The sequence below is a fragment of the Acinetobacter ursingii DSM 16037 = CIP 107286 genome, from assembly GCF_000368825.1.
Taxonomy (GTDB): Bacteria; Pseudomonadota; Gammaproteobacteria; order Pseudomonadales; family Moraxellaceae; genus Acinetobacter; species Acinetobacter ursingii.
Map to the genome: position 1 here is coordinate 201,803 of NZ_KB849719.1, position 24,855 is coordinate 226,657.

The following is a 24,855-nucleotide window of genomic DNA, read 5'->3' on the forward strand; positions in this document are numbered from 1 at the left end:
TCATTCTTGGTTTTACTTTCAGATTTGTCATAAATTCGGAAATTAATTGGAATATTTTGGCCATTCTGATCTGTCGCATACAAGGTAATGAGATTAATACCCTTGACGGATCGGTGGTGTTTGCCTGACCAAAAATAGCTAACCAAGTCCATATGTTGACTATAGGGTTTATCTAAAACAGTATCATCAATACTGACTATAAGTTTATTATTATCAATATGTTGAATTGCTTCTTGATATAGGTCGTGAGGTGTGTAGTCTTCACGTTCTAGAAAGCGATTTACACTATCATGCGAGATGTTATAAGTCTCGGCAAGTTGTGTGCAGCTAATAGAGTTCGGTTCTGTCATGAGAAAGCCCATATAAATGGGTAATGTACAAGTTGCTGTAGAAGCATGTTTAATTCGTCTGATCACAGATACTTTATAAAGTATTTTAATACTTTTTTGAATCCGTCAATGCGTAAGTCCTAGTATATATCTTTATTTTTTTGTGTAGTACATGACTTTTCATTCGTCTTAGATGTGCTAACGTAATAAACTATTGAACATTAAGTATAAAACCTTAGCGGTTGACCATTGATTGAGGATAAAGAATGAACTCATTGGAACAAAATTTTCTAAATAACTTAGATGATAAGCTTTGGAAAGCCGCTGATAAATTACGTAGTAGCTTAGATGCTGCCAACTACAAACATATTGTCCTTGGGTTAATTTTCTTAAAATATGTATCAGATGCCTTTGATGAACGTCAGGCAGAACTTAAAGAGTTATTTGCACAAGCGGATGATCACAACATCTATTACATGCCTCGTGATCAATACGACACAGAAGAGGAATACCAACAAGCAATCGCTGATGAGTTGGAAATAATTGATTACTATAAAGAAAAAAATGTGTTTTGGGTGCCTAAAGCTGCACGTTGGTCAACATTACAAAATACAGCCGCTTTAGCGATTGGTTCGATTATTTGGCAAGATGAACATGGGGAAGATGTCAAACTACGTTCTATCTCGTGGTTAGTCGATAATGCTTTTGATGAAATTGAGAAAGCTAATCCTAAATTAAAAGGTATTCTGAATCGTATTGGGCAATACCAGCTTGATAATGACAAGCTATTGGATTTGATCAATACTTTTTCTGACACTAGTTTTACCAAGCCTGAATATAATGGTGAAAAACTCAGTCTGCACAGCAAAGACATTCTCGGGCATGTCTACGAATACTTTTTAGGGCAGTTTGCTTTAGCTGAAGGAAAACAAGGTGGGCAATATTACACACCTAAAAGTATTGTGACCTTGATTGTAGAAATGTTGCAACCTTATAAAGGTCGTGTTTACGACCCTGCGATGGGTTCAGGTGGTTTCTTTGTTTCCAGTGAGAAGTTCATTGAACAACATGCACAGGAAAAGCATTACAAAGCATCTGAACAGAAAAAGCATATTTCGATTTACGGACAAGAAAGTAATCCAACCACTTGGAAACTGGCTGCCATGAACATGGCAATTCGAGGCATTGATTTTAACTTTGGTAAAAAAAATGCTGACACATTTTTAGATGATCAGCATCCAGACTTACGTGCTGATTTTGTCATGGCAAATCCACCGTTCAATATTAAGGATTGGTGGCACGCTTCACTGGAAAGTGATGTACGTTGGAAATATGGTACACCTCCTCAAGGCAATGCTAACTTTGCTTGGATGCAACACATGCTCCATCACCTATCACCTACAGGTAGTATGGCCTTGTTGCTTGCCAATGGCTCGATGAGCTCCAATACCAATAATGAAGGCGAGATTCGTAAAAACTTGATCGAAGCTGATCTGGTGGAGTGTATTGTCGCATTGCCTGGACAACTGTTTACCAATACGCAGATCCCTGCCTGTATTTGGCTCTTGACCAAAGATAAAAAGAACGGCTTATCTTTGGATAAAAAGAAAGCAAATCGTGAAGGCAAAACCTTATTCATCGATGCTCGTAGTTTAGGTTATATGAAAGATCGTGTACTGCGTGACTTTACTGATTCTGATATAGCTAAAATTACCAATGCCTTACATGCTTGGCAGCAAGGTGGAAATTTTGAAGGTGACGTCTATCAAGATGAAAAAGGCTTTTGCTTCTCGGCTGAATTGAAAGATATTCAAAAGCATGACTATGTATTGACCCCAGGGCGTTATGTGGGTGTAGTCGAGCAGGAAGATGATGGTGAATCTTTTGCTGAGAAGATGGCACGCTTAACAGGACAATTGAAACAGCAATTTGTTGAAAGTGCTGTACTAGAAAGTGAAATCAAAAAGAATTTAAAAGGCTTAGGTTATGAGCTTTGAGCAACCCTCTCTACTGTGCAATGCCGAAAAATGGGTAAGGTCTGAATTTTTAGAAACCAATTATTTCTTTGATGTGAAGTTATATCATCCTGTGATTGAGTCGATAGGTGGTGCAATCGAAGCAAATCAGCTCACTGAACGTCAACAGGAAATTTTAGTCTTAATTCAGCGTAATCCGAAAGTTTCTTATCGTTCTTTGGCAGAACAACTTGGTATTAATCAATTTGCCTTACAAAAGCATCTGAATCATTTAAACGATGCTGGCTGGCTTGAGCGTATAGGTGGAACTCGTGGACATTGGGCGATTAAGAAAAAGTTTGGGGGTGAAGTGTGAGTGATGGATGGTTCAAAACAACGGTTGGTGAATATTCTCCCTTTGTTTATGGGAAAGCTATTAAAAAAGACAATCAGAGAACTATGGGTATTCCAGTTTATGGTTCTAATGGCATATATACATATTCTGACTCAGCACTAGTAAAGCAACATGCTGTAATCATAGGCAGGAAAGGTAGTGTAGGGAAAGTTCATTTAAGTGCTGAAAAGTGCTGGATTAGTGATACAGCTTTTTATGTCATTAAGGATTCTTTGGACGAGTCGTATTTTGTATATTATTTATTGTCCTCGTTAGGGCTTGAGAACATGAATACAGATGCAGCTGTGCCTGGATTAAATAGAGATAATGCGCATCGTTTAGAAATTCAAATCCCAAATAGTATTGAGAAAAGAATTAAATTAGTTGAGCCATTAATTAAGCTAGACAAAAAAATCCATCTAAATAACCAAATCAACCAAACATTAGAATCCATTGCCCAAGCTATTTTTAAAAGTTGGTTTATCGACTTTGACCCTGTACATGCCAAAATTGTAGCAAAGCAAGAGGGTAAAGACCCTGAACTTGCTGCGATGTGTGCGATGAGTGGTAAAAGTGAAGCTGAGCTTGAGCAAATGGCAAAGGAAGATTTTGCAGAGTTAAAAGTTACTGCCGCATTGTTCCCAGATGAATTGGTGGAGAGTGAGTTAGGGGATGTGCCGAAGGGGTGGGAAATACTAGATATTGATAAAACAACTTCATTAATCATTGACCATCGAGGTAAGACACCTAAAAAATTAGATGGAGATTGGTCAGACTCTGGTATAACAGTTTTATCTGCTAAACATGTTAAAGATGGTTGTATTGTTAATCGTGAGCAACTTAGGTTTGTTGATACAGAACTTTATAATAAATGGATGAAAGAAGAGTTAGAGGAGGGTGATATTCTTTTAACATCAGAAGGACCAATGGGGGAAATGTATTATTTGGCTTCTGATGAAAAATATTGTTTGAGTCAAAGATTGTATGCGCTAAGGGCTAATACTGATTTAGTATCTTCAGCATTTTTGTATTTTTGGTTGTTAAGTCCTTTAGCAAAATCAGATATGAATGGACGAGCTACAGGTACGACAGTTGTTGGTATCAGACAATCTGAGCTTAGAAAGGTGAGAGTCTTAACTCCACCGCAGTCTATTTGTCAGTTGTTCGAGGATACAGTAAAAGCAAATTTAAAAAGTATTACAGTAAATAATAGAGGGTCTCTAGATTTAGCTCAGATTCGAGATACCTTATTAGTGAAACTATTATCAGGTGAGGTAGATGTTTCGGATTTGCATGGTGAGGGAGTATAGCTATGTCACTACGTCAAATTACTATACATGGCTATAAATCAATTGAACATTTAGATAGGTTTGAGTTAAACAATTTAAATGTATTGATTGGTGCAAATGGCGCAGGTAAGAGTAATTTTATCAGTATTTTTAAACTGCTCAATGAAATGTATGAGCAACGTCTGCAAAGTTTTGTACAAAAACAAGGCGGACCAGATAGTCTATTGCATTTTGGCAGAGATATAACCGATAAAATTCATGCAGAATTTTATTTTTATATGAATGGCTATAAATTTGATTTAGTACCTACATTAGATAATAGGTTGATTTTTAATCGCGAATCTACGTGGTTTGAAGGTGTATATTACGGTGCAAGTACTCACACGATTGGTTCAGATCATGAAGAGTCAAAATTAAAAGAAACTAAAGATTCATTTGCTGAATATGTCAGACCAGCTATACAAGGATGGCGAATTTATCATTTCCATGATACCAGTGATACAGCTAAAGTTAAGCGATCACATGCAATAAATGATAATTTAAGGTTAAAACCTGATGCAGAAAATTTAGCAGCATATTTAAGAATGCTTTCAATAAAATATCCTGATGAATATCGAAGAATTGTAGAAACAATACAAATTGTTTTGCCATTCTTTAAGGACTTTGTGCAGCGTGAAGATGACGAGATATTTATTGAACTAGAATGGTTTCAGGTTGATCGTCCAGATACGCCTTTAAGAGCACATCTATTATCTGATGGCAGTTTGCGCTTTATTTGTTTAATGACGTTATTGTTGCAACCTAAAGAGTTGTTGCCAGATACCATTATCATCGATGAGCCAGAACTAGGTTTGCATCCGTATGCGATCAGTGTACTTGCTGATATTTTTAAACAAGTGGCAGAAGATAAACAATTAATTATATCAACTCAATCTGTTGAACTCATTAATGAAATGGAAGCAGAAAATATTATTGTTGTGGATCAAGAACAAGGAAAATCAACGTTTAAGCGTTTTGGGCAAGAGGAGTTATCGGAGTGGTTGGATGATTATAGCTTGGGCGAGCTATGGAAGCGTAATGTTTTAGGTGGGAGACCCTGATATGCAAGAGATAATTGTAATTGCTGAGGGGCAAACGGAGGAAGCATTTATTAAACGAGTGGTTGCTCCAGTATTCCATTCGCAACAAATTTTTTTAAAGCCAGTGTTGATGAAGACTTCTTCTACAGCTAAAGGTGGCGCGGTTACTTTTGACCGCTTAAAACTAAACGTTAGAAATGAAATTAGACGAAATCAAAATATAAAACTGACAACATTTTTAGACTTATATGGATTGGATACGAGTTTTCCTGATTTTAATCAAGCACAGTCAATACAAGATGTTTATTTACGTGTAGAACATTTAGAACAGGCCCTACATAGAGAGCTTATTGCATTTGTTGAGTGTAGACCTGAAAGAATTATTACTCATATACAACCTTATGAATTTGAAGGATTACTATTTTCAGATGTTGAACAACTTTGTTCAATTGAACCTACTTGGCAAAGATCTCACGTAACGTTGCAAAGAATGAGAGATGAAGTGGATTCACCAGAACATATTAATAATGGTTATGAGACTAAGCCATCAAAAAGATTAGAAGATAATCTACATCCTAAGTATAAAAAAACGACTCATGGACCACGGATTGCTCAACATATTGGTGTGGAACGAATGGAGCAAGAGTGCGCCCATTTTAAATCTTGGATGGATAAAATCAGGGCATTAGGATAAACCATGAATGAAACACAACTCGAAAACCTATGCCTAGAATGGTTCTCTGAAAATGGCTGGGAAGTCGTTCATGGTATTGATATAGCGCCTGACAGTAGCAATGCTTTGCGTAAAGACTATAAACAAGTTCTGATTGAAGCAGATTTACAGACTGCTTTTGAACGCTTAAACCCACATTTGCCAACGAGCTGTTTTGAGCAGGTTTTACAGAAACTCAGTAAACCTGAAAGTCTGGACTTAATCACCAATAACCGTGCTTTTCACCACATGTTATTGGAAGGTGTGCCCGTCAACTATAAAAAAGAAGATGACTGGGTGAATGATCATGCTTTTTTGGTCGATTTTAATCATGTACAGCAAAACCGTTTTGTCGCAATCAATCAATTTACCATCCAAGGTACAAAGCAACCAAGACGACCTGATATTATCTGTTTTATTAATGGTATTCCGTTTGCAGTATTAGAGTTAAAAAGCCCCACCGTTGAAAATGCAGACATTTGGGATGCGTTTAATCAACTACAAACCTACAAAGAAGAAATCTCTGATTTATTTGTTTTTAACGAAGCTTTGGTGGTGAGTGATGGTATTACAGCTCGGGTAGGTTCATTAACAGCAAGTCAAGAACGTTTCTTACCGTGGCGTACCATTAAAAATGAAGATGATAAGCCTCAGCTAGAGTGGGAACTCGAAACGGTTATTCGAGGTTTCTTTGATCGTAAGTTATTCCTCGATTACATCCGTTTCTTTGTGTTATTTGAAACAGATGGTGAAAAGACCATTAAGAAAATTGCAGGCTATCATCAGTTCCATGCGGTGCGTGAAGCTGTTCAGGCTACTATTGCTGCATCGAATCCTACAGGAAATAAAAAAGCAGGTGTGGTTTGGCATACCCAAGGGTCGGGTAAAAGCATTTCGATGTGTTGCTATGCAGGTAAACTTTTACAACAACCTGCCATGCAGAATCCTACATTATTGATTGTGACTGACCGTAATGATCTGGATGGACAACTATTTGAAACCTTTGGGCAAGCACAAGAATTATTAAAGCAAACACCAGTACAAGCCAATAATCGTGATGAGCTGAGACAACTCCTTTCTGAACGTGAATCAGGCGGAATTATTTTTACCACGGTACAAAAGTTTGCTTTGCTTGATGGAGAAGCTGAGCATCCATTACTGAATGGTCGGCACAATATTGTGGTCATGTCCGATGAAGCACACCGTAGCCAATATGGACTCAAAGCCAAACTGTCTAATGATGGAACGTATAAATTTGGCTATGCCAAGCACATGCGTGATGCCTTAAAAAATGCGGCATTTATTGGTTTTACAGGTACGCCAATTTCCAGTGAAGATAAAGATACCCGAGCTGTCTTTGGTGATTATGTTTCAATTTACGATATCCAAGATGCGGTAGAGGATGGCGCAACCGTACCGATCTATTATGAATCTCGCTTGGCAAAATTGGATATTAATAAGGCTGAAATCGAGGAACTCTCTGATCAAGTCGATGAAGTGGTAGAAGATGAGGAAGATGTCGGTAGTCGTGAAAAGACCAAAGGTGAATGGAGTCGATTAGAGAAGTTAGTAGGTGCAACACCACGCCTGAAACAGATTGCTGCGGATTTGGTGACGCACTTTGAAGCCCGTACTGAAGCCACAGCAGGCAAAGGTATGATTGTGACCATGAGCCGTGAAATCTGCGTGCATTTATATAATGAAATTATCGCTTTGCGCCCAGATTGGCATGATTCTGATCCTGAAAAAGGCAAAATCAAAATTGTGATGACAGGTTCAGCATCGGATAAGCCGTTATTGCAACCGCATATCTACAATAAGCAAACTAAAAAACGCTTTGAGAAACGTTTTAAAGATGTGAATGACCCTTTGCAGTTGGTGATTGTGCGGGATATGTGGCTGACAGGTTTTGATGCACCGTGTACCCATACCATGTATATCGACAAACCAATGAAGGGGCATAATCTCATGCAGGCGATTGCTCGTGTGAACCGTGTCTTTAAAGACAAGCAAGGTGGGTTGGTTGTTGACTATATTGGGATTGCCAATGAGTTAAAGCAGGCATTAAAAACCTATACCGATGCCAAAGGGAAAGGTGAGCCGACTTTACGTGCGGAAGAAGCCTATGCCGTGCTTGCTGAGAAAATGGATGCCATCCGTGGGATGTTTGCCAAGACCAATGACCAAGCTGGGTTGGATTTAAGCAGTTATGAAAAACAAGCACACCGACTGATTATTCCAGCAGCCAACTATGTGTTGAGTCTAAAAGATGGCAAAAAACGCTTTTTAGATTTAGTACTTACAGTCAATAAAGCCTTTTCATTGTGCGGTACCTTGGATGAAGCCAAGACATTGCATAAGGAAATTGCATTTTATTCAGCCATTAAAGCAGTGATTAGTAAGCATACCTCTGTGGATCGTAAATTATCGCAAGCAGAAAAGGACAGTACGCTTAAACAAATTTTAGATAATGCTGTTGTTGCTGATGGCGTAGCAGATGTATTTGCACTTTGTGGTTTAGATAAACCGAATATTGGCTTACTGTCGGATGAGTTTTTAGAGGATGTAAGGCAGATGCCATATCGTAACTTGGCGGTTGAATTACTGGAAAAATTACTCAACGACGGTATTAAAGCCAAAACACGCAATAATCTAGTTCAAGAAAAACGCTTCTCGGATCGTTTACAAGAAACCTTGCGTAAGTATAACAACCGTGCCATTGAAACCTCGCAAGTCATTGAAGAACTGATTCAGATGGCAAAAGAGTTTCAGGCAGAAATGGAGCGTGAAGCTGCGCTCGGTTTGAACCCCGATGAAATCGCCTTTTACGATGCCTTAGCCAATAACGAAAGTGCAGTCCGTGAGTTAGGTGACGATACGCTTAAGCAGATCGCTCGAGAAATTACAGAGAAGTTGCGTAAATCGACCACAGTAGATTGGCAGGTGCGGGACAGTGTACGTGCTCAGCTTAAAATCTTGGTGCGTCGTACTTTACAGCGTTGGAAGTATCCACCAGATAAAGCGGCTGAAGCGATTGAGTTGGTGATGAAGCAGGCTGAAATGCTATCGAATGCATGGACGAAATAAAGTAAGTGTATTAATTCTGCTGTGTTGGTACGCTAACTTTATTTTAATATCAGAAAATCCCAATCTGGAAGTTAATTGGTTTTACATTTGATAAAAGAATATATTTAAGTATTTTGAATTTAAGATTTACTTTGATATTTCTATATTTTAAAAGAATTTATTTAAACAGTTTAAAGCATAACTATTAGGTAGGGGAATTATGACAATTGAACTTGAGATTAAAAAATGGTTATTAACACAAGCCGATTGGTTACAAGAAGCGGCGGTACGAATACTTCAGAAAGCCCAGCTTGATGATAACGACTATAAGGATTTATGCATACTAATAAAGACTCCCGAAGGCAAAGCGGTAACAACTCATCGAACTTACGATGAGTTGACTGTAAACCAAGTCAAAAATGAATTGCGTCTAAAAGCTATCAATGAAGTTGTTGGTATAGAAAACTTAGCTCCTAAAAGCCCCTTAATATTTGGAGAAGGGAATTTAAGTGTAATTTATGGACATAATGGTTCGGGTAAGTCGAGCTATACCCGTATATTAAAAAAAGTATCAGGAGTTCCACGAGCACAGAATTTAAAACCAAATGTTTTTTTGCCACCACCCGATCTTAGTCATTGTATTTTTGTAATTGATATAGATGGAAGTGAGCAAGAAATTAAGTGGGGTGCTCATGAGTCATGTTTAGATGACCTCGTTTCAATTGATATTTTTGATAGTGAAGAAGCAAATTATTATTTAACCAAAGAGAGTATTGCTACATACATGCCTCCAGCAGTTACCTTGTTTGCAGAATTGGCAAAAGTTTGCTCAAGAGTAAAGGATATACTACAAACCGAGCAGGATACTCTTTTAAGTAAATTACCAAAGCTTCCTAGTCAATTCTATTCAACAGAAATAGCTATTAAGTTGAATACATTAAATGAAAAAACGAATGATAAATTCCTAGAGAGCTTTACTTTATGGTCTGAAAATGATCAACAGCAACTCAATAATTTGAATTTAAGATTGAGTACAGATAATCCAACTGAACTTGCGAAGCAAAGAAGAAATACAGCCTTACAAGTGAAGGAAATTATTAAAACACTTGAAGAGGCACAACACTCGCTAAGCTCTTCAAATATAGATTTAATTAGACTTCTTAAACAAGATGTATTACAAAAGCGCCAAGTTGCCTTAGATGCAGCAAAGAATTTAGTTGGTGAATTAGCTGGGGTAAGTGGCGATACTTGGCGAGCAATGTGGAGCGCTGCTAGAAAATATTCTCAAGTAGTATATCCAGAACAAAAATTTCCAGTTACGGATGATGCAAAATGTTTACTTTGCCATCAAGAACTTAATTTTGAGGCAAAAGAACGACTGCAAAATTTTGAAAAATTTGTATGTAGCACTCTTGAGCAAGATGCTGAAAATGCAGAAAAAAACTATAGAACTATCCTTACTCAACTTCCTTTAGTTTTAACGGATCAGCAAATAAGAACTCAATGTGAGGCTGCGGGAATCGGTACTGACGATTGGTTAAAATGTTTGGGAGGTATCTGGTTAAAAATTAAGAATAATATTTTAGTTCTTAATGCTCACGAAGAGCAGGGAGTACTTAGCGATATTTCCGAAGCACAAAAAGTAATAGTTGTTCTTAATGAATATACAGATCGTTTAAATCGAGAAGCAAATCAATTTGATCAGGATGCTACAGAGTTCGATAGAGTTCTGGCTAATAAGCAAAAGTTAGAATTAGAAGCTAAGCTGTGGACCAGCCAGCAAGTTGAATCAATTAAGCAAGAAGTACTTAGATTAAGAAATCATAAGCAGTACGAGTTGTGGAAGTCATTAACAAATCCTAGAAATATTTCCATAAAAGCCGCATCAATTTCTGAAAGAGCTATTACTGAAGCATATATTCGGCGTTTCAATGACGAATTACGATTATTGGGAGCACATCATTTAAAGGTTGAGTTAATAAAATCGAGAACAGCAAGAGGGGAAGTTTTTCATAAAATTCAATTAAAGGGTACAACTAATGAAAACTTATTACCAGAACTAGTTTTAAGTGAAGGGGAGCGTAGAATAATTTCTTTAGCAGCTTTCTTAGCAGATGTGGTCAATAAGCCCTATTTGGCTCCATTTATATTTGATGACCCAATTTCCTCATTAGATCATGATTATGAGTGGCATGTGGCTTCCCGTTTAGCAGATTTAGCCAAACAACGACAAGTTATTATATTTACACATAGACTATCACTTTTTGGCACAATGGAAGATGTTTCTAAGAAAAATGGTGAACAATGGCATAAGGTTCATTTCTCAGCAATATGTATTGAGGGTTTTAATGGGAGTGTGGGACATCCAGCACATCAGCAAACTTGGAATTCTAATACAAAAACAGCTAATAATATTCTTCTAACTAGATTAAAAGATGCTTCTAGTTTAGGACAACAATCTGGAGTAGAAGTTTACCGACAATTAGCTCAAGCTATTTGTAGTGATTTTAGAAAATTATTAGAGAAAAGTGTTGAAGATGACTTATTGAATGCAATTGTAAGAAGACATCGTCGATCCATCACAACAGATAATAAAATACATTCTTTAGCATTGATTGAAAAAGATGATTGTCTATTTATAGAACAATTGATGACTAAGTATTCATGCTTTGAACATAGTCAGTCGACAGAAATCCCAATACGTATTCCTGAAGAAAATGAGCTACGTTCAGATATTGAGAGTCTTAAAAAATGGAGAGAAGAGCTTTCAGCTAAGCGGAAAAGTGCCAGCTAGCAGTAATTGCTATTTTAAAAAATTATGGATGGTGATACTTTCTATCCATTTTTATTATAACGAATATGTCTTTGGTGACCCACTTATTTATTGGCGGGAACATATTGATGAACTAGGAATTAACTATTGCTGATCCTGAATCTATAAAAAAGCAATGTCGGATCTACAGCGATGACTTCAAATGCGAGCTTGTAAAAAAATGTAGCCACCCTCATATTTTGATTGCCAATGTGGCACTTTAAAATGGCATTAATACCAATTTACTCAATCGCTGACTTTAAATTTTTTAACTAATAGATTCCGCTTGAGATTTAGGTGAGTTCAAGTGCCATAGCCTCCTCAAATTGTCATTGTAGTGTTGTTGACAAAAAAAAATATTTTTCATATGATTTCTCTTAAGCAAAAAGCCTAGGTTGAGTTTTAACCTGCGGTTAAGAATTCATACTATCTTAAACAAAAATACTCAGCTTATTTTCAATAAGAAAAATCCGTTATTTCGTAAGTATGCCTCTAAATCAAAAGATTTAGTTGAGGGCTTTTTATTTGCTATCGAAATATAACGGATATGATCATGTATAACACATTTTCTGAAAGACATTTTCTCACTAAACCACCTGTCGTAGGTTATTTACCCCTTAAGAGATTCCATATTCTGCCAGTATTTGGGTTAGAGCCTGAATTAATTAAACAATCTGTTGAAAGCGTATCTCGAGATCGTGAAAAAATAGCTCATTGCACACTCTTAAATGCTCTTGTTCATTCATTGGGTTTTAACGGTGGTTTTTCAGGATTTTTGAATGCCTATGAGCAAATTTTAAAACCTTTTATGGAAGACCATAACTTATGCCAATATGCAGATCTTATTAAACCCCAGTTTCCATGTGATGGTGCAAGCCGTTTAAAACATCAACGTCAAGATGTATCCGATAGAATGTTCTATGGCAATAGTTCTATCCCAGACAAAATTTTTACAGGATATTAGGACTTACGCACTATTATTTATAGATTCTCTGTGGTAGCAGATGATTTTTATCGAGAATAAAGTCATCAATGAAGTTTTTGATAACTGGTCTAAATAATTTCTTCTGCCAACGATATACATTTTCAAAGATCCGCTCAAACTGGTTCTTTTGTATCTCGACGTAGGCCATCAAGGCTGAAAAAATATGATTCAAAATCAGTTTAGATCGTCTTACTTGAAACTTTTCAATATGACAAACCTGTTTAATCACCCGGTGATATTGCTCTATTTTCCAATGACTTGAATGTAATTCATGAAAACCCTCAAAGGACAATAAATCATCTTCATCTTGATGCACAATATAAAACCTCTGCTGTTCTTTTAACTGAGTCTTAAATAATTGTACAAAGCCAAAATCTTTGAGCCAGACCACTTGACCCTGATGGAAATTTGGCAATAAACGCAGTTGAAACCATTGTCCTTTTTCTGGGGAAACCTTACGGTTACAGTCGATACCAAACATAAATCGAATACCATATTTTCTTATGGTTTTTAGATTTCCAGTCGATGAATACCAACTATCACCTGTAATAAATTGAATCTTTGCACCCCAACTGAGTACTTCACTTAACATATCCATAAAGTAATCATTCTTGGTTTTACTTTCAGATTTGTCATAAATTCGGAAATTAATTGGAATATTTTGGCCATTCTGATCTGTCGCATACAAGGTAATGAGATTAATACCCTTGACGGATCGGTGGTGTTTGCCTGACCAAAAATAGCTAACCAAGTCCATATGTTGACTATAGGGTTTATCTAAAACAGTATCATCAATACTGACTATAAGTTTATTATTATCAATATGTTGAATTGCTTCTTGATATAGGTCGTGAGGTGTGTAGTCTTCACGTTCTAGAAAGCGATTTACACTATCATGCGAGATGTTATAAGTCTCGGCAAGTTGTGTGCAGCTAATAGAGTTCGGTTCTGTCATGAGAAAGCCCATATAAATGGGTAATGTACAAGTTGCTGTAGAAGCATGTTTAATTCGTCTGATCACAGATACTTTATAAAGTATTTTAATACTTTTTTGAATCCGTCAATGCGTAAGTCCTAGATATAACTTCCGTTACGATCAATACTTTGATGATGGTATAGGTATCTATAATTTTGAAATTGATCATTCTAATTATGGATTACATCAACGTGCCTATGATGATAATGATTCATCAAATGTAGATGTTGCTCTGAAAAACCCTATATTACAGGTACTTCTGAAACGTAAACAACCAAATACGAGAGCATTGATTGATATCGTGATTGGTGGAGATTTGTTTTATATTCAGGCGGGATTTAACCTACTTGGAGATCAATTAGTTCAACCTAGGGAACAAGAATCAGTTTTTCAAATCTATAATACTAATAAGGAAAACTTGGCAGAGTGTATAATACATTGTAATAAAAAGATGAACTTGTTTCTTCAGCGCATTGAAGAACTTAACCAAGGCTGGGTTGAAGTAATCCCTTTTAATGATAACCTTATTTTTTTAAAAGGGGAAAATGGACAATATGATTTTATTTTTAAAAATCAATGTGATGAGATGTTTGAACATCAAATTTATGCGCCTTACTTGAAACGAGCTGATGTACCAAAATTTGATGATGAATATCACTTTAAGCGCTGGTTCTACTTCGAATTCAAGGGAAATAGACAACAACGACTACATCAAGCAGAAACTGAATATTATTTTTCGGGTGGTAACACATGCGATTATCCTGGAACAGAAGAGTTATTAAAACGATCTTTGTATAGTAAATATGCTAAAACTCTTGTAGATTTGAGTTCTTCTATCGAGTTACCTTCTTTTCAGAAGATTCGGTTGGAAAATGGTAAATGCTTGATGATTTCCAATTTAATCACAATTGAAGATTTTCAAGATTTTTCAATTTCAAACTCATTGTATTTAGAAGCTAGAGCAACTGTTGTTGAGAAAGTGAAAAAAGGATGCTTGCTTGATAATCTAGAAGCAGTAAATGCTGATGAAGATACGACGTTGCCTGTATCACTGACTTGGTATGATGTGATGGTATTTATTAGCTGGTTTAATCGTAAGAATAAAGTTGAGACACGTCTATTAACTTTCGATGAGTTTAAGGAAGTTTCACCTTTTGATGAGCCTATAGACGATAGTCTAAGCTATTATTCACCTCCTTTAGAAGTAAGAACAAAAGGAAAAACTTATTTTAGTAACCAACGCAATGAACAGTTTGAATACAATTGCTTGAGTTTTTATGATGAAAACGGATATAAAATAATTGGTCATCCACCTTATATGGATGCAGAATCTTTTCAAAAAATTCAATTGAAATTCGAAGATGTAAATTTTTTGGAGAAACATGGGCTTCGATTTATTGATTCGAAAAACTTTGGTGAGTGGTTAAATGATAAAACTTGTGTCTGTTGTAAATCACTAGCGGAATTTTATAATTATATTGCCAGACCAACTCCAGCATTGAATTCTACTGGTAAATATAAGTTTAGAAAAACTGGCTTTAGACTTTGCTATGAATTAAAAAGTTAATTAAGTTGAGGATGGGCAAGATGAAACTCTTGCTCTAGTCTGCTTAAGATCATTTATCAGGGTGAGTAAATATAAAATCATACCTTATTTATGACTTTGAAAACTTATACTTTTAGCATTTAATTAAACAAAACTTTATATTTTATTTAGGAATCTATGCAATACCAACCGCCTTATACCATCACCTCAAAAATCATTCATCTGATTGCGCAGATCAGTGAAAATATAGGGCGTTTGACTGTTTTAGAGGAAATTCAAGATAGTCTGAAACTACGAAAAGCCAATCGTATCCGTACCATCCAAGGTTCATTGGCAATAGAAGGTAACTCCCTTAGCACAGAGCAGATCACGGCGATCCTCAATGGTAAGATCGTGATTGCACCCCCGAAAGAAGTTCAGGAAGTGCGTAATGCTATTAAAGCCTATGAAGCCTTTCAGCAGTGGCAACCAAGTCAAGAATCTGACTTACTACAAGCACATCAAATTTTAATGACGGGTTTGATCGATGAAATCGGTCAGTATCGTCATGGTGGTGTTGGTGTGATGTCAGGTGATCGAGTAGTGCATATGGCTCCGCCTGCTAATCAGATCAATCGTTTAATGGTTGATTTACTTGATTGGTTGAATGACAGTGATGAACATCCACTGATTCAAAGTTCTGTATTCCATTATGAGTTTGAGTTTATTCATCCATTTGCAGACGGTAATGGTCGAATGGGAAGATTATGGCAAACATTGATTTTAAGCAGATGGAATCCAATCTTTGCTAATATCCCTGTTGAGAGTCTGATCTATCAAAATCAAAAAGCCTACTATGAGGCTTTGCAAGCAAGTACTGACCGAACGGATTCAGCCCCGTTTATAGAATTTATCTTGCAGATGATTTTAGATGCCATTCTTAGTTCAACGGATACCGCTCAAGATAGCGACCATGTTACCGCTCAAGCTGACGTACATGCTCATCTAGAAATGAGCGACCAAGTTCAGCGTTTAATTTCGGCAATGAAGCAAGAAGATTATACTTTGGCTGAATTGATGCAATTGATTGGATTAACTCATCGAGCAACGTTCCAAAAGAATTACTTGAATCCTGCTATAGAAGCTGGCTTGATTGAGCGTACTATTCCAGATAAGCCTAAAAGTCCGAAGCAAAAGTATCATAAAGTTCAAAGACAATATTAGAGCCGTTTAAATTTTTTAAAGTCTACAAAAAATTCTGTAGCTTTTCTGTAGACTGCTAGATTGTTTTATAGTGATCTGAATTGTTGTGGATTGTCAGTAATAATTTAAATATATTTAATTAAAACAATATGATGTGTGGTTATGTGCTGTGGTGTGTTTTGATATATTTGTATAAGTCATGGAACTCAAAATCCACTGTCAGCGATGACGTGTCGGTTCGAGTCCGACCCTCGGACCATTGATTCTTCAAAGAATTTTAGATAAACCCCGAAACCTTGATATACAAAGGTTTCGGGGTTTTGTCGTTTCTGGGGTTTGTGTTTTTTTACGGTATTTTTCTGGATTATTTGGTATATGTTTCCGCTCGATTTCCACCCATAGAGTGACTTTGTAGCTCAAAGGTGTCTACATAAAAAGGAGTGTTGTTTTAGATGAGTATTTCGGTTTATCAAAAACTAAATAAAAATTGGATGGCCGATGTAGCACTTAATAGCATTAGAAGAACAAAAACATTTGATAAAAAAATTGATGCAACAAACTGAGCCAGATTTGCTGAACCAGAACTAATACTCAATGGAGCTACAGAATTTGCCTAAGTAAAGTAGTGCATAAGGTGAGCTACGACACGATACAGTTCCTGATCTGAATGTATTTGCTTCGTTCAGGAAAATGCTTGATCTTTTTCAGGTAAGTGCTGATTCACAAGACAAGGTGCTGGATAGATTTCGGGGGTGATTTCATCCAAAGCAGTGTTCAGGTTGAATAATTGGCCAATCTGGTGAAAAAAATAGCGCAGAGGTGATATCGGTTCCTGCATTTACAGGTTAAGGCCTATCAAATCTGATTTGTAGTAATTAAAAAATCGTTCGTTGGTTGAACATCAATGAAAATGTGATTAAAAGATGATTTGTTTTAACTCTTGGATAGGTCTTGATATTTCTCCCAAAGAGAAATATCAAGAGAATCTAAACAAGAATAAAAAACTATTATTCTGCAACTTCAACCGTTAAACCATAGGTATAAATATCGCTGGCTGGTTTTTTAGTGGCATCAGGGTTTGCTTCTGGATAAGCGGTCGTAATCAGGTAAATTCCTGTTTTTTCAAACTTGATTTCAACTTCACCTTTGTTATTGGTTTTCGTATGTGGCTGTTCACGTTGGGCGTTTAAATCATAACTATCGGCACCTTTAAATACATCGATTTCAAGGTTGGGAATAGGCTTACCATCAAACAATACTTGAGCTTTTAAAGCCTCACCTGCATAAAGTTCACCCGGATGGCTAAGAAGTTTGACTTCAAAGCCTTTGTTACTCACGGCTGGAATGGCAGACGGTTTACCTTTGGTCACAAAACTTTCAGCAATCAAATGATTGGTCACTTCGATCACTTGTGCATTTTTGGGGAGTTGATCTTCACTCACAAATCGTGGCGGTTGGTTATTGGCAGGAGCGGCAGGGCGTTGTTCAGTTTTTGCAGTCTCAGCAGGTTTATTCGCCTGATTTGGATTTTGCATTGGCATACGGTTGGCACGAACACGTAACCAACGACCATCGACTAATGCATACTTGCTTGGATTGCCTGTCGCGTTTTGGGTGCGAATACGATAGGTTCCATCTTCATTCAGATCAAACTCTGCGACATTAAATTTTTTCAAGGCAGCAGCAGCATCAAGATTTTTTTGTTGTCCTGATGGCGTGCTAATCACATAATTGGTTTTAAAATTAAAACTAGGAACAAAGAATTTTTCAAGCGTAATTGAACTTTGAAAGCTCACTGAATTTGCTGAAGACGTATCAAATACATCGGGTAAAATATAAGGACTCGCGGTATGAGCCGATGCTAAAACAGGCAATGCCGATGTTAAAATCAACGCTTTGAGCCAAGAAGTACGCATATAAAAATCTCTCTGAAAAATAACGTAACGCAATAAAACATTTTCCTAACAATTTACTTGATAATAAATATCATTTTCAATATTATTTTTGCAGAAAATTCTGGAGAATGAGCATGCCGCATCCTGCTTTGAAAAATGTTCTTAAACAATCCTCATCTGTGTTTCGTTTAAAACCCATCGTCATTGCGATTTCGCTTATTTCTCCACTGACGACCATCGATGCATTTGCTGCAACTTCGCTATCATCAGATTCTACGTCTGAATTAAACCTTAACTCACATCGTTTTCACCAAGATCATGTTTTGGGAACCTCTTTAGATGTAGTGATGATGGGGGTTAATGCTCATCAGGCAGACCAAGCATTTCAAGCAATTCAACAGGAAATTGCCCGCTTAGATCAGATTCTTTCGACTTGGCGAACAGATAGTGAAATTAGTGCGTTGAACCATCAAAAAGACGCACAGGTTTCAAATGAATTATTTGAAGTAATTGCGGCATGTGAAGATTGGCGCAGTAAAAGTTGCGGCGCGTTTGATGCACGTTTGGGGCAGTTGATTGGCCTATGGGAAAAAAATAACGGTGTACATCAATTAGATGAAAATACCCGTCAGCAAGTTATTCAGCAGATACAACAACAATCGATTCATCTGGATGCAAAGCAAAATCGAATTCAACTTGATAAATCGCTCAAGATTGCGCCTGATGCTTATGCCAAAGGTTATATTATTGATCTTGCTTTAGTCGCGGCGCGTCAAGCGGTGCCTTCTCTACAAGGTGTGATGATTGATATTGGTGGCGATTTACGGGTTTGGGGGCAAGCGCCACAAAAATCTGGCTGGAAAGTCGGTGTCCAAAGCGCACAGGCCAAATATGACAATGCCTTACCTGAACAGATTTTAAACTTAAATAATCAAGCGATTGCGTTTAGTGGTAAAGGTTATCGTGATTTGGCAGGACAAAGCCATTTAATTGATCCAAAAACAGGATTGCCACTGCAACAGGTCGAACAATGCGTGGTAGTGGGTCATTGTGCAGCCGATGCTGATGCTTTAGCAACGGCACTTGCTGCGATGCCTCCAGAAGAGGGAATGGCCCTCATAGAGTCCTTAATCGGATATGAAGCTAAAATCAGCATGAGCAATGGCGATGGCTATCAGACGACGGGATGGGGGCAAATGGTGGAGGCACGTCCACAGGCTGACCTATTAAATGTTGCTGTCGGTGCATCATCGTCATGGCCAGCAGGCTATCAGGCTATTCTTGAACTGGTGATTCCTAAAATTGCAGTTGAAAACTACCGTATTCCTTATGTTTCCGTTTGGGTGACAGACAGCAATAAAAAACTGGTGAAAACACTGGCAGTTTGGGGCAAAGACGAAAAATGGATCAATTCGAACTATGTCTGGTGGCGTCGTTATGGTCGTCAAATGCCAAATCTGGATGCCGTCGCCAAACCATCACGTCAACCGGGTCAGTATAAATTGGCTTGGGATGGTAAGGATGATGCAGGTAAAGCCGTTGCCGCAGGTCAATATATTGTGCATGTCGAAACTTCGCGAGAGCATGGCGAGCATTCTTATCAGACTTTTGATTTGGATGTAAAAGCCAAAATATCCAGTCAAAATCTCCCAGCGCAAAAAGAAATTGGCGCATTAAAACTGAATTTCCAGAAAGTGAATTAATCGTTAAAAATATAGACTGGGATTTTATTCGTGTACCAACGCCGTGATTTTTACCGCCATGCACGTTATGTGCATGGCTGGCTTTCTGCTTTTGCCTTTCTGGTTTTAATCTTTTTTGCTCTCACGGGTTTATTTTTAAATAATCCAGACTGGTTTAAATCTTCTGCCCAAGAGCAAACTCATCAAATATCCATTCCTCACGAGATGTTGGAAAAAATTCAGCATCAGGAAAATCCCAGTATGGCGTTATTGGATTACATTCGTCAAAAGCAAAGTATTGTGGGACGTTATCGCAGCAGTGAAGTGTTAGATGATGAAGTGATGATCCGATTGGAAAGTCCCGCAGGAACAACCGATATTTCTGTACTTCTGGATACAGGCGATGCTGAAATTACCCAAAAATCAGCCACCTTGGTATCGGTGCTGAATGATTTGCATCGTGGTAAAAATGTAGGAACTTCATGGCATTGGCTAATCGATATCAGCGCGATTCTCATTTTATTGCTTTCATTGGCGGGCTATATTTTATTTCTAAGTATAAAAACTCGTTTGGTGGCACATCTGCTGCTGACCGCAGCCAGTCTGGTGGTCTTGATACTCTTGGTTTGGTGTGCAATATGAGGACATTTTGATGACCTCTGCGATCATTTGCATTCTGGTTGTACTTTCAGTTTTATTATTTGTGCATCTTTGCGTGATTGTGATTTTATTATTCAATCAGCGTCGATCTTCTGCACAGGCAAATGTCAGTCATGACGGATATCTGGTGGTTTATGCCAGTCAGTCTGGTCATGTAGAACATTATGCCAAACAATTTTCCCATCAATTGCAGCAATCGGGACAGCTCAGTGCCGTTCTCGATCTGCAATATTTGTCGATCTCCGAATTAACCGCCGCCAAGAAAATCTTATGGTGCGTTAGTACTTATGGTGACGGTGATGCGCCCGATACTGCGCGAGCGATTGCCAAAAAAATGTTAGTGCAATCACTGGATTTATCTGCACAGCAATACGCAGTTCTGGCCTTTGGTGATCGTCGTTATGCGCAGTTTTGTGCATTCGGGCAGCATTTGGATCAATGGTTGAAGACTCAACAGGCACAACCACTTTTTGAAATGATTTGTGTCAATGCGCTGAATCTGCGTGATTTGGAGCAATGGCAGGCTCAAATTGAACAATTGATTGAGATTAAACTGGATGTACAAGCTGAACATCAGACATGGCAGCAATTTCAATTACAACAACGGAAATGTTTAAATACAGGCAGTTCAGGATTGCCGATTTTTCAGTTGCAACTGCATGCTCTTGAAACAATGCATTGGCAATCGGGTGATATTTTCGAAGTTCAATGTGGCAATGCTGAAATTGAGATTCAGTCGTTTCTAAAAGCACACGCCATTGCAGATGACATTCTTCATCAGCCTGAGTTGAAACAACAATTACGCCACAATAATCTCAGACATATTCCGCTACGTTTGGTTGATGAAGCGGTGGAAGCTTGGGTGCAGCGTTTCGATCCATTGCCGAGCCGTGATTATTCGATTGCCAGTATTCCAGAGCAGGGTTATGTGGAATTGGTGATTCGCCAGCAACAGACCGAACATGGGCTGGGTTTAGGCTCAGGTTGGCTCACGGCTGCTTTGGCGATGGGCGAGAACATTTCAGCAAAGATCCGTTCAAATCCATCCTTTCATCTGGTTCAACAACAGCAAGCACTGATCCTGATTGGTAATGGAACGGGAATCGCAGGGCTGATGTCGCATTTACATCAACGTGAACACTGGCAACAACAACGCAACTGGTTGATTTTTGGTGAGCGGCAGCAACAATATGATCATCTTTATGCAGAGCAGTTACAACACTGGCAGCAGCGTGGTTTTTTAACAGATCTTGACTATGCTTTTTCACGCGATCAACAACAAAAAATCTATGTGCAGGATCGACTGTTACAAAAAGCAGATCAGCTCAGACAATGGATTGCAGATGGTGCTGCCATTTATGTCTGCGGTAGCTTAAGTGGCATGGCGCAACAGGTTGAACAGGTGTTGATTCAGATTTTAGGTGAAACCCAATTAGAACAACTTCGTGAACAGCATCGTTATCAACGTGATGTGTATTAATATCAATAATTATAGGCTATCAATCATTAAAGCACATAAAAAGTCGTTAAAATTTAAGCCATAAAAAAGCCTTCTTGCAATCGAAGAAGGCTTGAATGTGGGATAAAAAAACAGTTGATTCGGGTGTCTAATCTTAAAATTTCTTCTCGATCGTCAACAGAATATTGGGAATCGATTCATTGATTCGAGCTTGATATAAGCTGCCATCAGATTGATTACGCAAATATTCCTTATAATCTGTACCGAGAATATTTCTTAAACTCAAAGTTGCACCCCAGTTATGACTAAAGTTTTTGGTGGTGCTTAGATCAACCGTGACTCGCTGATTGGTGGTACGGTCATAAGGTTGATTATCCAGTGCGCGTGTGAATTTGGGGGTATAGCTGATATTTACGCTGTTCGACAGTTTCCATGGTTTATAGCTATATGACAAGCCAGAACTGGCAGTATAAGGTGCAACATCACTGGCCAAACGTTCATTGCCATTTGTATCTTCAATACTGACATGAATAGTTGAAACCTGTCCTGTCAGCATGAGGCTATGTCCTGCTCCAGTTTCTTTAATCGCATAGCGCCCAGTCAGTTCAGCGCCGTAGGCAGTCGCTTTGTCCTGATTGATTGGACGTTGCACATAGCGCGAACCTTCAAGCTGAATCACATTTTCAATATAGTCTTTAATTTCACGATTAAATGCTGTCAAATTAAAACCACCCGCAGGCGTGTTGTAGCCGAGTGTCGATTCAATCGCAGTAATTTGTTCAGGTTTTAGGTCTGGATTACCGCCTCGATCTGGATTATTCAAACTTCCTGCATCGCTATCGGTCGAGATAGTCACAGTTGGTGCTAAACGGCTGGCATTGGGCGCCTGAAATGCTTTGCTTAAGTTGGTTTGTAGTGACCAGTGGTCATCAAAATCATAACGATGCGCCAAAACTGGACTTGCATGTTGATCACTATAATCGACGAGACCACTGCGATTAATCCATTCTTGTCGTACACCTAATGTGACGGTTTGTTGATCGGTAAAACGCCAGCTTCCCTCGCCATAAAGTGCATAACGTTCTTCATCTAGCGTCTCGGCAACATTACTTTCCAGTTCATTTTTGCGGGCTTCAAAACCAAATTTGATTTGTTTATTTGGATCTAGCTTTCTGACCCCATCGTAACCAATGGCGTATTCGTTCACTGTTTCATCGGTATAAATATCACCCTGATGAGTACCTGTCAGTTCAGTTTCATTTTGATGTTCACCTGTAATACGAACTTTATCCGAGCCATCGTCCGTTTTTCTTTCATAGCGCGTATTTAAACGAATACTATCATTTTGATCTTTTTGAATTTGATCCTGACGTGTTCCATCACTTTTAGTATTTCGATAAAACAGATCGGCCACCAACTTTTGAGTGTCATCAATCGCATATTCCAAACGTGGAGAAAACATTTGCATGGTGCGATCGGTGGTTCTTTGCTGTTGACGTTCGCCATTATTATCAATGGTTTTGGTTACTGAAGTCGTATCTTGCCACATTTGATTGGCAGAAAGACTATAGCTCCATTGGTTATCGCGACCATCGGTTTGTACGCTGACTTGCTTGCGAACTTCTTCTTGCGGACTGGATTTGGCGATGCCATAGCCGACACGTACATTGCCATTGATTAAGGTATTTAATGGTTCTTTTAAAATAATATTAATGACCGCAGAAGAGGCCACAGAAGCTTGAGCAACACTCGGTTGTTTCACCACTTCAATACGCTCAATCATATCAGTCGTGATGGTATCAATGACAGACATGCCACCACGAGGCCCGCCCTGAACAGGTTCTCCATTGATCAGAAAGGTAGGGCCTGCGCCACCACGAAAACGCATACCTGATGCTGGATTGTTCCCACGTGGCCCTTGACCAGGCGCAGGCATTTGAAAACCAGCGGCGCGACGTAATGCATCACTGACGGATTGGTCGCCATATTGCAGCATTTCTTCGCGGGTAATGATGGTTTTAGGAATTGCACTGATATCATTATCTTTGCTGTTTGGTTCCGACGCCGCTTTAAGAGTTATGGTTTTTAGGGTTTGGGTCGGCGGTATTGCAGGACTGGATTCAGATGGAGCAGTTGCACTATTGCTTGCTGCTGAGGGTTCTGTATCCGCTCCCCATGAATATGAACAAATCGAAAGTAAAGCAAAACTAAGCGGTGAAATCTTCCAGAAAACATGAGCTTGTTTCATGATTCTTATTCCGTTTGGAGTTAATTTTTGCGCAGCATAGCTCACAATTGTGGAGGAATTTTAAAGAAAAATAACAATCTAGGCTTAAATGTAAAATTTATTTATTATTTTTTAGTTGGTTGATAAAAATATCTAAAAAGTGATAAAAATTAAGATTTTCATAATATAAGTCATCAATAATTGTAGTTTATTGCCTCAAAAAGTTACTTCAAAAAAAGTAATCATCATTGGTTTTTTATCCGCACCTTATCAGAACGAATCCATCGCAAATCTATATTGTTTAGAAAAACTGGAAAATTTAAAAAATTTGATAAGATGCTATGCACATTGCTTAAAATAATATGGAGACGATAAGCTCTCAACATATTGAATTCTTGATCCTTTGGAGCATTGCTCTAAGCGACATGTATTTTCTATTTTTCTTGTGAAAATCATGATGTGGTTTCGCGTGGCTCAATGGTCTGTTCGACCCATTTTTATGAGATTGAGTCACCTTATTAAAAGTTGGTTTTTTAATGTGAGTAACAAACACCAATAGTTTGAATATCCGTTCTAAATTTTCTCTGGAAGAATTGAAAAAAAGAAT

General features: G+C 38.0%; 15 protein-coding genes and 2 pseudogenes. 13 read left to right on the plus strand and 4 right to left on the minus strand.

The window, feature by feature from the left end:
* Nucleotides 1-416, minus strand: a pseudogene (locus F944_RS15950) (IS701-like element ISAba11 family transposase); the annotation flags it as partial.
* A 179-nt stretch (nucleotides 417-595) separates the two neighbouring features.
* Between F944_RS15950 and F944_RS15955 the strand changes: the two are divergent.
* The 8 genes and pseudogenes from F944_RS15955 (at nucleotide 596) to F944_RS15990 (ending at nucleotide 12,600) form a co-directional block, all read left to right on the plus strand.
* Nucleotides 596-2,326, plus strand: coding sequence for a class I SAM-dependent DNA methyltransferase (locus tag F944_RS15955; RefSeq protein WP_004992816.1), 1,731 nt, complete (start codon nucleotides 596-598; stop codon nucleotides 2,324-2,326).
* A gap of 13 nt (nucleotides 2,327-2,339) precedes the next feature.
* A pseudogene (locus tag F944_RS15960) lies at nucleotides 2,340-2,660 on the plus strand (LexA family protein); the annotation flags it as partial.
* Nucleotides 2,657-3,988, plus strand: coding sequence for a restriction endonuclease subunit S (locus F944_RS15965; RefSeq protein ID WP_004992823.1), 1,332 nt, complete (start codon nucleotides 2,657-2,659; stop codon nucleotides 3,986-3,988). The pseudogene F944_RS15960 and the gene F944_RS15965, both read left to right, overlap by 4 nt.
* A 2-nt stretch (nucleotides 3,989-3,990) precedes the next feature.
* A complete protein-coding gene (locus tag F944_RS15970) occupies nucleotides 3,991-5,067 on the plus strand; it encodes an AAA family ATPase (RefSeq protein ID WP_004992825.1) in 1,077 nt (358 codons plus the stop codon).
* A 1-nt stretch (nucleotide 5,068) separates the two neighbouring features.
* The gene (locus tag F944_RS15975; protein WP_004992827.1) at nucleotides 5,069-5,740 is read left to right on the plus strand and encodes a DUF4276 family protein; all 672 of its coding nucleotides are present in this window, start codon (nucleotides 5,069-5,071) and stop codon (nucleotides 5,738-5,740) included.
* A 3-nt stretch (nucleotides 5,741-5,743) separates the two neighbouring features.
* Complete coding sequence (locus F944_RS15980; RefSeq protein WP_004992829.1) at nucleotides 5,744-8,845, plus strand: type I restriction endonuclease subunit R; 3,102 nt, start codon at nucleotides 5,744-5,746, stop codon at nucleotides 8,843-8,845.
* A gap of 199 nt (nucleotides 8,846-9,044) precedes the next feature.
* The gene (locus F944_RS15985) at nucleotides 9,045-11,618 is read left to right on the plus strand and encodes an AAA family ATPase (protein WP_004992835.1); all 2,574 of its coding nucleotides are present in this window, start codon (nucleotides 9,045-9,047) and stop codon (nucleotides 11,616-11,618) included.
* A gap of 571 nt (nucleotides 11,619-12,189) precedes the next feature.
* Nucleotides 12,190-12,600 (plus strand): hypothetical protein, encoded by a 411-nt coding sequence (locus tag F944_RS15990; RefSeq protein ID WP_004992836.1) that lies wholly within the window; start codon nucleotides 12,190-12,192, stop codon nucleotides 12,598-12,600.
* A 13-nt stretch (nucleotides 12,601-12,613) separates the two neighbouring features.
* On the opposite strand, the gene F944_RS15995 is transcribed toward F944_RS15990, so the two are convergent.
* Entirely contained in the window at nucleotides 12,614-13,642 is a 1,029-nt protein-coding gene (locus F944_RS15995) for an IS701 family transposase (RefSeq protein WP_007116247.1), read from the minus strand.
* Between the two features lie 244 nt (nucleotides 13,643-13,886).
* On the opposite strand from F944_RS15995, the gene F944_RS16000 reads away from it, so the two are divergent.
* Nucleotides 13,887-15,164: a hypothetical protein gene (locus F944_RS16000; RefSeq protein WP_128910937.1), complete on the plus strand. Its 1,278-nt coding sequence runs from the start codon at nucleotides 13,887-13,889 to the stop codon at nucleotides 15,162-15,164.
* Nucleotides 15,165-15,320: 156 nt separating this feature from the next.
* Nucleotides 15,321-16,346 (plus strand): Fic family protein, encoded by a 1,026-nt coding sequence (locus F944_RS16005; protein WP_004992838.1) that lies wholly within the window; start codon nucleotides 15,321-15,323, stop codon nucleotides 16,344-16,346.
* Between the two features lie 986 nt (nucleotides 16,347-17,332).
* Here F944_RS16005 and F944_RS16010 read toward each other — a convergent pair.
* Nucleotides 17,333-18,241 carry a DUF4198 domain-containing protein gene (locus F944_RS16010; protein WP_035245932.1) on the minus strand — a complete coding sequence of 303 codons (909 nt, stop codon included), beginning with the start codon at nucleotides 18,239-18,241 and terminating at the stop codon, nucleotides 17,333-17,335.
* A 113-nt stretch (nucleotides 18,242-18,354) separates the two neighbouring features.
* On the opposite strand from F944_RS16010, the gene F944_RS16015 reads away from it, so the two are divergent.
* The 3 genes from F944_RS16015 to F944_RS16025 are packed head-to-tail and all read left to right on the plus strand — an operon-like array spanning nucleotide 18,355 to nucleotide 22,042.
* The gene (locus F944_RS16015) at nucleotides 18,355-19,923 is read left to right on the plus strand and encodes a DUF2271 domain-containing protein (RefSeq protein ID WP_004992846.1); all 1,569 of its coding nucleotides are present in this window, start codon (nucleotides 18,355-18,357) and stop codon (nucleotides 19,921-19,923) included.
* A 30-nt stretch (nucleotides 19,924-19,953) separates the two neighbouring features.
* The gene (locus tag F944_RS16020) at nucleotides 19,954-20,544 is read left to right on the plus strand and encodes a PepSY-associated TM helix domain-containing protein (protein WP_004992847.1); all 591 of its coding nucleotides are present in this window, start codon (nucleotides 19,954-19,956) and stop codon (nucleotides 20,542-20,544) included.
* Between the two features lie 10 nt (nucleotides 20,545-20,554).
* Nucleotides 20,555-22,042: a sulfite reductase subunit alpha gene (locus F944_RS16025; RefSeq protein ID WP_004992850.1), complete on the plus strand. Its 1,488-nt coding sequence runs from the start codon at nucleotides 20,555-20,557 to the stop codon at nucleotides 22,040-22,042.
* A 133-nt stretch (nucleotides 22,043-22,175) separates the two neighbouring features.
* Here F944_RS16025 and F944_RS16030 read toward each other — a convergent pair whose 3' ends face one another.
* The gene (locus F944_RS16030) at nucleotides 22,176-24,269 is read right to left on the minus strand and encodes a TonB-dependent receptor plug domain-containing protein (protein WP_004992858.1); all 2,094 of its coding nucleotides are present in this window, start codon (nucleotides 24,267-24,269) and stop codon (nucleotides 22,176-22,178) included.
* Nucleotides 24,270-24,855 lie beyond the last annotated feature (586 nt).

What these genes read in the sequence shown, in the direction of transcription:
- F944_RS15955 (WP_004992816.1), top strand. Translation starts at nt 596, where the DNA reads ATGAACTCATTGGAACAAAATTTTCTAAATAACTTAGATGATAAGCTT.
- F944_RS15970 (WP_004992825.1), top strand. Translation starts at nt 3,991, where the DNA reads ATGTCACTACGTCAAATTACTATACATGGCTATAAATCAATTGAACAT.
- F944_RS15975 (WP_004992827.1), top strand. Translation starts at nt 5,069, where the DNA reads ATGCAAGAGATAATTGTAATTGCTGAGGGGCAAACGGAGGAAGCATTT.
- F944_RS15980 (WP_004992829.1), top strand. Translation starts at nt 5,744, where the DNA reads ATGAATGAAACACAACTCGAAAACCTATGCCTAGAATGGTTCTCTGAA.
- F944_RS15985 (WP_004992835.1), top strand. Translation starts at nt 9,045, where the DNA reads ATGACAATTGAACTTGAGATTAAAAAATGGTTATTAACACAAGCCGAT.
- F944_RS15990 (WP_004992836.1), top strand. Translation starts at nt 12,190, where the DNA reads ATGTATAACACATTTTCTGAAAGACATTTTCTCACTAAACCACCTGTC.
- F944_RS16005 (WP_004992838.1), top strand. Translation starts at nt 15,321, where the DNA reads ATGCAATACCAACCGCCTTATACCATCACCTCAAAAATCATTCATCTG.
- F944_RS16010 (WP_035245932.1), bottom strand. Translation starts at nt 18,241, where the DNA reads ATGCGTACTTCTTGGCTCAAAGCGTTGATTTTAACATCGGCATTGCCT.
- F944_RS16015 (WP_004992846.1), top strand. Translation starts at nt 18,355, where the DNA reads ATGCCGCATCCTGCTTTGAAAAATGTTCTTAAACAATCCTCATCTGTG.
- F944_RS16025 (WP_004992850.1), top strand. Translation starts at nt 20,555, where the DNA reads ATGACCTCTGCGATCATTTGCATTCTGGTTGTACTTTCAGTTTTATTA.
- F944_RS16030 (WP_004992858.1), bottom strand. Translation starts at nt 24,269, where the DNA reads ATGAAACAAGCTCATGTTTTCTGGAAGATTTCACCGCTTAGTTTTGCT.